Here is a 12,220-nt window from a genome sequence, read left to right as displayed (position 1 = left end):
GCGTTGACATCACTTCTATGCTATATTGCATCGTTTTTATCCTTTTCATGGGAGCCGACGCCCCATTTTTTCATTTTCCGCACGACCGTCGACTGGTCTATCTCCAGCGCCTTCGCCATGGCCCGCGTCGAGCGATATTCCCGGTACGCCTGCGTCAGCAGCTCCTTTTCCATTTCTTCTACGGCCCGCTTCCACGGCACGAGACGCTGCACCTTGACGGCCGCCCCGGAATCCTCACCCGTTCCCTTGCCGACAAAATGGCTGGGCGTCAGCTTGTTTTCCGACGGCAGGACGATCATCGTCTCGACGGCGTTTTCCAGCTCGCGGATATTGCCCGGCCAGTCCTGACGCATGAGGAAGCGGTACAGTTCCGGAGAAATCTCCTTTTCCTTGCCGTACTTTTCATTGAAATATTTCAGGAAATAGTTGACCAGGGGGATAATGTCCTCGCGCCGCTCCCGCAGCGGCGGAATATGGATGTGAATGACGTTGAGGCGATAATACAAGTCCTGCCGGAACGTCCCCTGACAGACCATACTCCACAAGTCCTTGTTCGTCGCCGCAATCAGGCGGACGTCTACCTTGACCGGCTTGGCCGCGCCGATGCGCTGCACTTCTTTTTCCTGTATGACACGGAGCAGCTTGACCTGCGCTGCCAGGCTGAGCTCGCCCACCTCGTCCAGGAGCAGGGTTCCCTTGTTGGCCAGTTCGAAAAAGCCGACCTTGCCCTGCCGCCGAGCACCTGTAAAGGCGCCGCTTTCATAGCCGAACAGCTCCGACTCGAACAAGGTGTCGGGGATGGCGCCGCAGTTTATCTTGATAAAAGGCTTGTCCTTTCGCCGGCTCGTGTGATAAATTTCGTTGACGACGACTTCCTTCCCCGTCCCCGACTCGCCCGTAATCAATACGACGGACTCGACGTCGGCGACGACGTGCACCAGATGAAGTATCTTCTTCATGGCCGGGCTGTGGGCCACGATGGGGCCGCCGCTGCCGTTGAACAAGGATATTTCCCGCATATAGCTCTTCGTGTACAGCCGCTGTTCTTCCAGCTTTTTGCGCAGCGTATTGAGAGCCGACATGTCCTGTATGCTGATGACGATGGTCTTGAGGCGGTGCTGCCGGTCGAATATGGGCGCGCCGGTGCACAAGAGCTCCTTTTGCTTGTACGTTCCCGACACGACGATGCGCTTCGGGTCTTCGTTCATCTTGCGGACCAGTTCGCCGCAGACGGAATGCTCCCGGTCAAGTATTTCCATAGACCGCCCCAAGACGTCGCGCCGCTTGATGCCGAAGGTCGTTTCCAAGGCCTTGTTGACCCGGATGATGACGCCGTTTTTATCGGCCACGACGATGCCGTCGGCGACGACCTCCAAAATGGCGTCGATTTCTTCCAGTACGTCTATGACGTTGTCCAATTCCTGGGCGGAGCACCGCTCTTTCCCCGATATATGGGCGACGATAATGCTGCCCTGCCGCTGACCGGCCTGGGTCCAGGGCAGGAGATGGCAGATAATCATGCCCCCCTCTACTGCGACGGCAAAGCGCCCCTGCCCATGTACGACGTCGATTTGCGCCTCCAGCGCGCCGATAAGCTCATCCTCCGTCACGCCTAATTCCGCCTTGAGCTCGTCAGCCGCTCCATTGCGGTATACGGCGCGGCCGTCTGTATGGACGATAAAAATCGCGCAGTAAATAGAATTCAGTATTGCGTCAAAGTCTGCATATCGGCGAAACGCCGCCTCTCCGTTCATGCCGTCCCCCTCCTTTTTCTCCTTATTGTACACTATTTTCCCGCCCTTTGCCTACTCTTTCCGCCTATGCAAAAACCAGCCTCCCCCTAGCGAGGAAAGACTGGTTTCTCTTGCGCCTATTATTTTAAGAAGCCCTGGATGATCATTTCTTCCGCTTCTTCTGCCGTAAGGCCTAACGTCATGAGCTTGGTCAGCTGTTCGCCGGCAATCTTGCCGATAGCCGCTTCGTGAATCAGGGCCGCGTCCGTATCGTTGGCCGTCAGCTCAGGAATCGCCGAAATCTTGGCGTCGTCCATGATGATGGAGTCGCAGGCCGAATGGCCGTGGCACTGGGCGTTGCCGATGACCTTGGCCCGGAAAATCTGGTGGGACGTGCCGCGGGCAACGGCGCGGGATACGACGTCCGTGCTGGAATCCTTGCCGTTCAGTTCAACTTCAAACTCCGTTTCGGCAAACTGCACGCCGTCGGTCATGAGCTTTTCCTTGACGATAAACGTCGCGCTGGCTGCCAAATCAGCCTTCGTGACGCGCTTCGTCGAGTCGACGCCCTTGATCTGCGTCGTTTCCATTTCCATATAGCTGCCTTCTTCCATATGGACGATGGTTTCCGGGTTCATGATCTTCTGGCCCTTGCCGTCCCCGTCGCCGTAGTGCTTTTCTACATAGCGGACGCGGGCATTCTTGCCGATATGGAAGGTATGAATGCCGTCGTGCTGCGAGCCGTCGTCGCTACCGCAGTGGATGCCACAACCGGCGACGATAACCACATCGGCCCCTTCTCCGACGTAAAAATCATTGTATACGACATCCTTGAGACCGGCCTGGCTCAGGACGACGGGAATATGCACGGCTTCGTGCTGCGTTTCCGGCTTAATATACACGTTGATGCCCGGACGGTCTTTCTGCGGTTCGATTTCGATATGAGCCGTTGAAGCGCGGCCGACGCTCTGGCCGTTCGAACGGATATTATATGCGCCTTCAGGAATGCCATGCAAATCGGCGATGACTTCCAGCAAATGTTCTTGATACTTATCCATCAGTCTTCCTCCTTATAAAACTTGCAGTTTCCTACGACGTCCATCAATTCGGGAAGAACTTCTTCCTTCGTGCCGACCTTGCGGACCGTGCCGTCGGCAATGAGGACGATTTCATCGGCAATGTTGAGAATGCGTTCCTGATGGGAAATGATGAGAATCGACTGCTTCTGATCGTGCATTCTTTCAAATACCTTGATGAGTTTATGGAAGCTCCACAAGTCGATACCTGCTTCCGGTTCGTCAAAAATAGCCAGCTCCGTGTTCTTGCGGGCTACGATCGTAGCGATTTCAATGCGCTTCAATTCGCCGCCCGACAAGGACGCGTCCACTTCGCGGTTGATGTAATTTTCCGCGCAAAGGCCGACTTCGGACAGGTATTGACAGACGACGCATTTGTCGAGCTTCTTATTGCCCGCCGCCAGACAGAGCAGGTCCATGACGGTGATGCCCTTGAAGCGCACAGGCTGCTGGAAAGCGTAGCCGATGCCGTTCTGGGCCCGCTTCGTAATGTCCCAGTCCGTAATGTCCTGGCCGTTGAAGAAAATCTGGCCGCTCGTCGGCTTTTCAATGCCGGCGATTAATTTAGCCAGCGTCGATTTGCCGCCGCCGTTCGGGCCGGTAATGACGACGAATTTCTGTTCGTCGATGACCAGATTGATATCTTTTAAAATTTCCTTTGTATTTTTCGTACCATTTTCGTCGGGAACGGAAAACGATACATGGCGTAATTCTAACATGTATTCTTTCACTCCTTTAATGGTTAGGACTGACTTTCGTCATTCATACAGTAGTATATCATACTAATATGGTGATGTATACATAAAAAAATATAAAATTCCGGATAAAATTGTTTCTCCACCTCGGCAGATAAAAAATAATTCCCTGCAGCTGATTCACTGTACCAACTGCAGGGAATTCCCAGAACAAAGGAGCTTATATGTCAGGATAAAATTACGCTTTTACCATGCGGCGAGACACGCCGAGAATGCGCACGCTGTTCAATACGACGGCCAGCGTCGCTGTATTGTGGATGACTGCGGCCCATAAGGGGCTGATGCGCCCCAGCGCGCCGAGAAGCATAGCCGCTGAATTGACGACAATCGTCGCCGTAAAATTCTGATTGATGACCTTCATGGTCTGCCGGCCAATCTTCAATGCATCATACAATTTTCCCGGATCTTCGGAGCGAATCGTAATAGCTGCCGATTCAGCCGCTATATCCGTCTTGTTGCCGCCCAGGCTGACGCCGATATCGGCAAAGGCCAGTGCCGGTGCGTCGTTGATGCCGTCGCCGACCATCATGACGCTGCCCCGCTTCTGCAGCTTCATGACGTAATTAGCCTTATCTTCCGGCAGTATTTCAGCATGATAGGAATCAATGTCCATTTCGCGGGCCACTTCTGCCGCCACTTCCTTGGAATCGCCAGTCAGCATGATGACTTCGTCTACGCCGATGCGGCGCATTTGATTGAGAGTCTTCTTCATGGCCGGGCGAACCGGGTCTTCAATCGTCAGGCAGCCGATATACTGCTTGTCCCGCGCGACAAACAACAGATTTTTTCCCCATGATTTGTCGCTTTTTTCCGGCATGCCCTGCACGCATTCTTCCTGCATGAAGCGGCGGCTTCCGACGAGGACGTCGCCGCCGGCAAAGTCTTCAAAGGGAGGCACGGAGGCCCTCATGCCGCGGGCAACGACCGTCTCGGACATATCGTGATGCGGTACGTCCCAGCCGTGAGCCTTGACGTATTTCTGCACCGCTACGGCCAGCGGATGAACGGAGTGCATTTCCGCCGACGCAGCCAGTAAAATCATTTCCTTTTCATCTACTCCGGGAACCGTAGAAATATGGGCAATCTGCGGTACGCCCATGGTAATCGTGCCGGTCTTATCGAGGACAACCGTGTCAATATCGGCCAGATTTTCGATGTAGTTGCCGCCTTTAATGAGAATCCCCTTGCGGGCCGCCATGCCGATGGCCGCAGAAATGGCCGTCGCCGTCGACAGCTTCAGGCCGCAGGAGAAGTCGATGAACAGCAGGTTCAGCACGCGCTGCCAGTCCTTCGTCGCCCCATAGACAATGGCCGCGCCGATAAAGGAAATAGGAACAAGCATATTGGCCATTTTATCGGCAAAATTCTGCACCGGCGCGCGGCGGGTCTGCGCCTCTTCGACCAAGTGGATAATCTGGGCCAGTGACGTATCGGCGCCGACCTTTTCGACCTTGACGACGAGGTCTCCGGCTTCGATGACGCTGCCGGCATATACAAAGGTTCCGGGCTGCTTGATAGCCGGATTCGATTCGCCCGTAATGGAAGCCTGATTGACTGCCGCATTCCCGCCGACGACTTTCCCGTCCACGCAGATCTTTTCACCCAGATGAACGGCAATCGTATCGCCTACCTTCAGTGAGTCGACAGGAACCTTTCGTTCCCGGCCATTTTCCACGAGCCATACGTCCCGCTGATCCAGCTTCAAGAGGCCCGAAATCTGGCGGCGCGCCCGCTCGGCCGCATATTCCGTCAGCATTTCCGCTCCATTGGAAAGGGCCAGCAAGGTCAGGCTCGATTCGGGCTTGCCAGCCAGGACGGACGCGGCCACAGCCGTAGCGGTCAGCGTATCGGCATTAGCCTGCTTGTCCCGGATAACGCCCATGACGCCGTTCTGGATAAACCGCCGGGCGATAAATAAGGTAAACAAGCGCCGGAACAGGAGAATGCCGTCGTAAAATTCCGGATTCGTTTTGCGTAAAATATTCATGGCGATAAAGCCGCCGACAGAAATAATCGCTTCGCGCCGGTATGCCGCTACGTCCCATTCTTTTTTATCTTCCTTAGCTTTTCCGTATTTCTGCTCAAAGGAGCGGACCAACATGCGGATAATCCGCAGATCCACCTTCCCCTGGTAGTATATGGTCAGCTTTTGCTCGTCAGACGAGGCGGCAGCCACGCCGGGAATCTGGCGCAGCTTGACGCTCAGGATAGAGCGCATGCGCAGGGGCAGCACGCTGTGAAGCGGCAGGGTACAACACGTATACATCTTATCTCCGCCCCCTCATCAGCGACGTAGCCCACCACAGCATCTGCGGTCCCGACGGGCGCTGATTCTGGCCGATCATCTTGCGCATGCCCCGCACGGCCAAAAAGAGAGACAAGAGGGAACGCAAATCAAAGACGTTGGCCGTCTTCTGCGATACGGCAGAATTCAAGAAATTCAGCGTCTCATACAGCACATCCGTATAAGCCGACGCAGCCGTTTTCGTCTGCACAGGCGCCGGCACATACGGCGGAGCCGGAACAGCGGGAAAAATACGTTCCCCTAAATAACGTTCCAACGCATCCAGAGCCCCTTCATTATCCGAGCATACCAGAATACTCCCTGTCGCCGCATTGACTTCCACGCGCCGCGCCGCCGGCAAACTGCCGAGAGCCTGCTGCAGAAGCTCGGCCAGGGGCTGATTCTGCACTAATGCGGCAGCCCGATATCGGCGTCGGCCCCGTGTAGAAGATACACAGGCAAAAGCCGGTATATTCGGTCTGACAGGCGCGGCAGGCATAGCCGGAGCCGCATAGGGAGGATTGGCAGCCTGTTTTCCCATTCCCTTGCCCCTTCCTCCGGCTGGAGAAAATCCGCCGCCGGACACCATGTTATGAATCGCCTTTCCGATAGAAGCTCCCAACATAAATCCGGAAGCATAAGACATAATCAACCTCTCCTTTCCGCATGGTTCATGATATACTGTTCCACCCGGGCCAATTCGGCATTGCTCCGCAGCGCCTGCGGCCTGTACAAAATCAGCACGGAACCGGTAACAATATTGATTTCTACCTTATCAATTTCCCTATAGCTGGCCACATAGGCATATATCTTTCCGGCCAGCTCCGCATTGCCGACCAGCTTGCGGCTGTACAAGCGGATGCGCCCCGGAAGATACGATGAAATGCGCACAGCGCGGATGATAAAATCCCATTTCGATACAGGAAGCACGTGAGTAAGCCGTCCCTTCTTATCAATGATTACCAGTGTAAAAAAGACCGTCACCGCCATGGCGACAGTCTTTTCTATAACGCTTCTTATTTTACCGCTGCTTCCTGCGCCGCAATCAAGTCTTCCAATTCTTCTTTTTGACGCTGTAATTCAGCCAAAGGCACATCGGCCGTAACCGTCCCGGCTGCCGGCTGCTGCAGGGCCAACAGCTGCTGCTCCCGTTCTGTAAGCAGTTTATACCCAAATACGCCGGCGACGACGCCAATACCTAAGCCAATCCAAAAATCGCTGTTCTGAAACATAGCCAACCTCTCCTTCGTAAATAGAAACTGATACTTATTACTCATTTATTATATATCAAATGAAGGCTGATGTAAATATTTTTGATAATAATTATTTTATTTAATATTGAAATTTGAACAAAAAAATGGAGAGTCCCTTTTGGTACTCTCCATTTCACGCATCCATTTATTTTGTCATCAAATCTTTCAAATACTTCCGGAAGGGCTCTCCCAAATCAGGACGGCGCAGGGCGTACTCGACCGTCGCCTTTAAAAAGCCCAGCTTATCGCCTACGTCGTAGCGTTTGCCTTTAAAGCAGTAAGCGTATACGGCTTCGCGCGACGCCATGGTCTGAATGGCGTCGGTCAGCTGGATTTCGCCGCCCTTGCCCGGCTCGGTGCGGGCCAGCACTTCAAAGACGTCGGGCGTAATGATGTAACGGCCCAGGACGGCCGTACGGCTCGGCGCTTCTTCGACAGACGGCTTTTCAATCATATTCGTAACCCGCAGGACATTCTTTCCTTCGACGGGAACGCCGGCTACGATTCCATAGGACGATACTTTCTCCAAGGGCACTTCCTGGCAGCCCAAAATCGTCGCGCCCAAGTCGTTATAAATGTCGATCATCTGGCGCAGAGCCGGGTTCGTTTCGTTGTATACGACGTCGTCGCCGAGAAGGACGGCAAAGGGTTCGTCGTCGATAAAGGACCGGGCGCACAAGATAGCGTCGCCTAAGCCGCGCATGTGCTTCTGCCGGATGTAGTGGATGTTGATTTCCGAAATACTGCGGACCATCTTCAGCAGCGACTCCTGCCCGTGGCTTTCCAAATGCATTTCCAGGCCCGGATTCGTATCAAAATGGTCCTCGATGGCCCGCTTGGCGTGGCCGCTGATGATCAGGATTTCTTCGATGCCGCTCTGCAGGGCTTCCTCTACAATATATTGAATTGTCGGCTTATCGACGATAGGCAGCATTTCCTTCGGCGTAGCCTTCGTCGCCGGCAAAAAACGGGTGCCGAAGCCGGCAGCCGGTATGACGGCCTTGCGAATTTTCTTCATAGCAGATCCTCCTTATTCAAACCAGCGGGACAAATCGAATTCTTCGCCGATCTGTTCCTTGATATATCCCTGCGCTAAATACAAGCCTAAGAGCGACAAGGTGGAAATGCGCAGCATCGTGCTGTCCCAAATGTCGCCCAAATCGGCCAGTACCGGCGAAATATCTTCCATGATATCCAAGGCTTCTTCGCCGCCGAAGCCGGCAGGCCGTTTTTTCGCCAGCCGCAGCAGCTGCGACTGCATGGCCCTGTCGGAAATACCGGCCAGGCGGAAGAACCGCGTCGCCATGCTTTCGTCGATCATAGCCAGCTTCACCAGGGGCGAATTGAAGGAACGGACGATATATTCCGCCGGCATGGGCGTTCCCTTCAGCACCTTGCGCAGTTCCTCTTCCGTAAAGCCGCGGTAGCGGAACAAGAGCGGATACGAATCAGCCAGGATTTCAGCAAAGTGCGTTTCCTTGCCTTCAAAGGCCGTGCAGTGGAGATAATCGAGCTGCTGGTAATAGGGCCGTTCCGTCGGGAATCCGTCGAGGAAGGGCAGTACGTACTTGTCGATGTACTGGCCGAAGGTTTCGGCGTCGACGTTGTGGGAATTGCGCGAATACAGGAACAGCAGCAGGACAGACAGTATCTTATAGTGGTTGTCCGACAGATAAGGCATGATTTTCAAGGCGTCGACGGCGACGAGATGGCGCGTCGAAACAGGCGAGCCCTGCACGATATCGGCAAAGGCCTGCAATGCCATCGCCGCGACGTAATCCTTCGGATGGGCCACGTAGGCCTTTTGCACGTTCTGCAGCGCTTCCTGGGCCAGCAGCGACGACAGGACTTTCTTTCGTTCGCCGTCGGAGTGGCAGCCGATGCGGCGGAAGGCCGCCGCCGTAATCGAAGCAGCCTGCGCTTTCATATCCTCGGTCACCATGCCGAATTGACGCAGGAAATGAGCCGTGCATTGGGACATAAAGGGCGAATCGGCTTCGGGAGCCGCTTCCCAAATAGACGGCCGGCCGGCCATTGGCGCAGCTTTCGCCGCCGAGCGGGACAGGTCGTTGCCCCAGGGGCTCTTCTGCTGCTTCGTCTCGTTGCCGGCGTCAGTATGCGTATGCTGCCGTACCGGCGGCATGACGGCCGTTTCGTCGCTTGCCGGGGCCGCGCCGGTCTGACGCACGGCATCAGACAAGCGGCCTGCGTCGAACATAACTGTTTCGTCTGCCGCAGCAGCCGTTTCTTCCTGCTTTCTGCGCAGCTCGGCCGGACTGATGACCTGCGTTTCGTCGGAGACGCTTTTGGCGGCAGCCTTGGCCGTTTCAGCCATGACTTCCTGCACGATGCGGCGTCCCGGCCGCACCGCGGCTTCGCCCTGCGATTTCGCCTCTAAATCGGCGGCTACGACGGCGGCCATATCGGCCAAGGCGGCGCGGGGAGCCTCTTCGTCTTCCCGTTCTCCCTCAGACCGTTCAGCGGCTTTGGCGCTCCGCAATGTTTCAGCCATGTCTTTCTTCTTGGCTTCTTCTTCCTTCGCCTTGTGAGCCGCAGCTTCTTCTTTATCGATTTTATCCATGGCTTCTAATATTTCTTCGCGCGACAATACCTGTGTCGCGTCGAGATGTTCCTGCTTCTTAGCCGGACGATGCGGTTCTTCGTATACGATTTTTCCGTCGCGGCGTACGGCTTCTCCCTTCGTCGTCACGAAGGCCGTTTCGTCGGGATTTTCCTGACGCTCCCGCACGGTTACGTTAGAAATGCGAGGAATGGGCGCCGTATCTTCCCTGACGGGCTGCTGCGGCTGCGCCGAGCGTCTTTTTTCCGCCTCGTCATACCCAAGGGACGACTTGCCCTGGCCTGGCCGTTCGGACACGGCGCGGCTGTGGCGGTTCTTTCCTTTTTTCTCTTCCTTTTCCGAGCTGCCGCCGGAAAATAAAATATAGCATACTACAAAAAAGACAACTGCAATGCCAGCTACAATAGCATATGGTAACAAATTTGCCATATCAACCTCTCCTCTATCTTGCTCTATCAAATATCTTTCCCTATTGTATCATACTGCATCTATTTTAGCACTAGCCTATTTAGGTTGAAGCCCCATGAATTTAGGAAGCTATCGCCGTTGGACAAAGACCGCCGGGAACGGTATACTATGGGTATACTGCGCAAAGGAGGCGGGCCGTCATGCCCCATGAAATAAACCATTCGTACAAAGCCGTCATCTTCGATATGGACGGCACGGTTCTCGATACGTTGTCCGAGCTGACTCATAGTCTAAATCATATATTCAGGCTCCACCAGATGCCGGAGCTCCCTCCGCAGGAGGTGCGCCTCTGCCTGGGCTACGGCTATACGGGATTGATCGAGCGGGCCGCTCCGTCCGTGCCGGCCGACGAGCAGGCCCTGTTAGCGGAAGAGTTCAAGCAATATTACAGCGCCCACTGCCAAGGCAATACCCGTCCCTACGACGGCGTCGCAGACATGCTGGCAGCGCTGCGGAACGGCGGATACAAGACGGCCATCGTTTCCAACAAAGGACAAGGCGCCGTATCGCTCCTCCACGACGAGTTCTTCCGCCAGCTCGTCGATTTCTCCATAGGCGAATCGCCGCAGTACCGCAAAAAACCTGCGCCGGACATGATAGAAAAAGCCCTGCACCTCTTGAACTGCCGGCCCGAGCAGGCCGTCTACGTCGGCGATTCGGAAGTAGATAAGGAAACGGCGGACAACGCCGGCCTGACGTCGGTCCTCGTCACCTGGGGCTTTCGGGATTCGTCCTTTTTAGAAAGCCTTCATCCTGATTACCTCGTCCATTCCTGTCAAGAACTGACCCACCTATTTCTCCCCAACGACTAAAAACCGACCCTTCAAAGTGAAGCCTGAAACGCTGACTTGGAAGGGTCGGTTTATTTTAGTTTCCTTTTTTTTAATTCATCACGTCGTTTTCCACGTAAGCGATGGCGTTGGACGTCGCCTGGTCTACGAGGGGCGAATAGCTGATATTGTCGTGACGGCGGCCGCGGCGGTCCACGTCGTAGCCTTCGCCGTCACCGCTGCGATTTTCCTGCACATGGACGGCCTTTCCCGGAGCGGCCAGGGTTTCAATGCGGATAACGCCTGCTCCCACCCGCTCGGTCAATGCCTTGAGGGTCTGCTCGCTCACCGGGCGGCGGACCGTAACGACGACCTGCTCGTTGACGTAATCAGGAATGGAGCCGACGTAGATCTGTACGCCTTCCGTCCGCACGATCGTATTAACGGCGCTGTTCAGAATGCGGTCGTAGTCGCTCCGGCTCAAGCGGACGCGGCGAATAGACACGGCGTCGGCGCGAGTCACTTCATGCTCAATGCGGTCTTCCAAATACCGGCCTGGGCTGCCTTTTATACCTAATACGAGGGTGTTGCCTTCCCAGTACATCGTCCCATACCGGAAATAGGCCACGGCCGAGCCGTATTCGGCGTTGAGGCATTTCATGACCTGCATTTCCACCTGCACGTGGGATACGTAGTCTTCGTCCGAATGGAGCAGGCGGTATATGACCTCGGCCGCTTCCATGCGGGTAATGCCGTCTTTCGGACGGAAATAGTTATCGTCGGGCACCATGATATTCTTGCTGTGCAGCACCTGAACGGCCGTCAGCTCAGCCGGCGATACGTCGCTTTCATCGGCGTATGCTTCCACTTCACCGTCGGCGTCCGCCAGGCGGCAGTACTGCAGATACCGGTACAGGACGCCGGCAAATTCTTCCCGCGTCACTTCTTTATCCGGCTGGAACGAGCCGTCTTCATAGCCCGTCAAAATGCCCTGGGCCGCTACGGCCGCCATGGCGTCGGCAGCCCGTCCTGGCTGGACGTCCTTAAACTCCGGATTCGCTAACGGCATATTGGCAGCAGCGTTGTAAATGAGCTGGGCCAAATCGCCGCGAGTCAACACGGTATTCGGATGAAACTGATCGCCCGTAACGAAGGTCAGGCACTGCGTATCGTACAAGTAGTCGACGGCAGCCCGCTGGGGCAATGCGTTCAAGTCCGTATACGGCGCTTCTGCCGAAGCAGCGCCTGCGGATAGTATAGCGGCGGTGCCTAAAACCGCCGCCAAGGCTCTATATTTCAT

11 protein-coding genes are annotated in these 12,220 nt (G+C 55.2%); 1 reads left to right on the top strand and 10 read right to left on the bottom strand.

The features are described from left to right. Nucleotides 1-20 precede the first annotated feature (20 nt). The 9 genes from E0L13_RS05250 to E0L13_RS05210 all read right to left on the bottom strand — a co-directional run bounded on the left by E0L13_RS05250 (nucleotide 21) and on the right by E0L13_RS05210 (nucleotide 10,111). Nucleotides 21-1,754, bottom strand: coding sequence for a sigma 54-interacting transcriptional regulator (locus E0L13_RS05250; RefSeq protein ID WP_168060809.1), 1,734 nt, complete (start codon nucleotides 1,752-1,754; stop codon nucleotides 21-23). A 119-nt stretch (nucleotides 1,755-1,873) separates the two neighbouring features. Next, nucleotides 1,874-2,791: a SufD family Fe-S cluster assembly protein gene (locus E0L13_RS05245; protein ID WP_087478027.1), complete on the bottom strand. Its 918-nt coding sequence runs from the start codon at nucleotides 2,789-2,791 to the stop codon at nucleotides 1,874-1,876. After that, a complete protein-coding gene (locus tag E0L13_RS05240; protein WP_087478026.1) occupies nucleotides 2,791-3,528 on the bottom strand; it encodes an ATP-binding cassette domain-containing protein in 738 nt (245 codons plus the stop codon). Before E0L13_RS05240 ends, E0L13_RS05245 begins: the two co-directional genes overlap by 1 nt. Before the next feature lie 214 nt (nucleotides 3,529-3,742). Continuing rightward, complete coding sequence (locus tag E0L13_RS05235) at nucleotides 3,743-5,830, bottom strand: cation-translocating P-type ATPase (RefSeq protein ID WP_168060807.1); 2,088 nt, start codon at nucleotides 5,828-5,830, stop codon at nucleotides 3,743-3,745. A gap of 1 nt (nucleotide 5,831) precedes the next feature. Beyond that, nucleotides 5,832-6,494, bottom strand: a complete 663-nt coding sequence (locus tag E0L13_RS05230) for an HMA2 domain-containing protein (protein ID WP_095629513.1) — start codon at nucleotides 6,492-6,494, stop codon at nucleotides 5,832-5,834. A 2-nt stretch (nucleotides 6,495-6,496) separates the two neighbouring features. Further along, nucleotides 6,497-6,838, bottom strand: coding sequence for an HMA2 domain-containing protein (locus E0L13_RS05225; RefSeq protein ID WP_087478023.1), 342 nt, complete (start codon nucleotides 6,836-6,838; stop codon nucleotides 6,497-6,499). A 26-nt stretch (nucleotides 6,839-6,864) separates the two neighbouring features. Then, nucleotides 6,865-7,080, bottom strand: a complete 216-nt coding sequence (locus tag E0L13_RS05220) for a 50S ribosomal protein L9 (protein WP_168060805.1) — start codon at nucleotides 7,078-7,080, stop codon at nucleotides 6,865-6,867. Between the two features lie 166 nt (nucleotides 7,081-7,246). Continuing rightward, entirely contained in the window at nucleotides 7,247-8,119 is an 873-nt protein-coding gene (gene galU / locus E0L13_RS05215; RefSeq protein ID WP_168060803.1) for a UTP--glucose-1-phosphate uridylyltransferase GalU, read from the bottom strand. 12 nt (nucleotides 8,120-8,131) lie between these two features. After that, complete coding sequence (locus tag E0L13_RS05210; protein ID WP_168060801.1) at nucleotides 8,132-10,111, bottom strand: LPO_1073/Vpar_1526 family protein; 1,980 nt, start codon at nucleotides 10,109-10,111, stop codon at nucleotides 8,132-8,134. Nucleotides 10,112-10,290: 179 nt separating this feature from the next. On the opposite strand from E0L13_RS05210, the gene E0L13_RS05205 reads away from it, so the two are divergent. After that, entirely contained in the window at nucleotides 10,291-10,962 is a 672-nt protein-coding gene (locus E0L13_RS05205) for an HAD family hydrolase (protein WP_087478019.1), read from the top strand. A gap of 70 nt (nucleotides 10,963-11,032) precedes the next feature. Here E0L13_RS05205 and E0L13_RS05200 read toward each other — a convergent pair whose 3' ends face one another. Further along, the gene (locus E0L13_RS05200; protein WP_168060799.1) at nucleotides 11,033-12,220 is read right to left on the bottom strand and encodes an S-layer homology domain-containing protein; all 1,188 of its coding nucleotides are present in this window, start codon (nucleotides 12,218-12,220) and stop codon (nucleotides 11,033-11,035) included.

This window comes from Megasphaera sp. SW808, assembly GCF_012027795.1.
Classification (GTDB): Bacteria; Bacillota; Negativicutes; order Veillonellales; family Megasphaeraceae; genus Megasphaera; species Megasphaera stantonii.
This window is presented reverse-complemented; position numbering and strand designations above follow the sequence as displayed.

Excerpts from the sequence above, each read along its gene's own strand:
- E0L13_RS05210 (WP_168060801.1), bottom strand. The coding sequence starts at position 10,111 with ATGGCAAATTTGTTACCATATGCTATTGTAGCTGGCATTGCAGTTGTC.
- E0L13_RS05220 (WP_168060805.1), bottom strand. The coding sequence starts at position 7,080 with ATGTTTCAGAACAGCGATTTTTGGATTGGCTTAGGTATTGGCGTCGTC.
- E0L13_RS05230 (WP_095629513.1), bottom strand. The coding sequence starts at position 6,494 with ATGTCTTATGCTTCCGGATTTATGTTGGGAGCTTCTATCGGAAAGGCG.
- E0L13_RS05240 (WP_087478026.1), bottom strand. The coding sequence starts at position 3,528 with ATGTTAGAATTACGCCATGTATCGTTTTCCGTTCCCGACGAAAATGGT.
- E0L13_RS05200 (WP_168060799.1), bottom strand. The coding sequence starts at position 12,220 with ATGAAATATAGAGCCTTGGCGGCGGTTTTAGGCACCGCCGCTATACTA.
- galU (WP_168060803.1), bottom strand. The coding sequence starts at position 8,119 with ATGAAGAAAATTCGCAAGGCCGTCATACCGGCTGCCGGCTTCGGCACC.
- E0L13_RS05205 (WP_087478019.1), top strand. The coding sequence starts at position 10,291 with ATGCCCCATGAAATAAACCATTCGTACAAAGCCGTCATCTTCGATATG.
- E0L13_RS05225 (WP_087478023.1), bottom strand. The coding sequence starts at position 6,838 with ATGGCGGTGACGGTCTTTTTTACACTGGTAATCATTGATAAGAAGGGA.
- E0L13_RS05245 (WP_087478027.1), bottom strand. The coding sequence starts at position 2,791 with ATGGATAAGTATCAAGAACATTTGCTGGAAGTCATCGCCGATTTGCAT.
- E0L13_RS05235 (WP_168060807.1), bottom strand. The coding sequence starts at position 5,830 with ATGTATACGTGTTGTACCCTGCCGCTTCACAGCGTGCTGCCCCTGCGC.
- E0L13_RS05250 (WP_168060809.1), bottom strand. The coding sequence starts at position 1,754 with ATGAACGGAGAGGCGGCGTTTCGCCGATATGCAGACTTTGACGCAATA.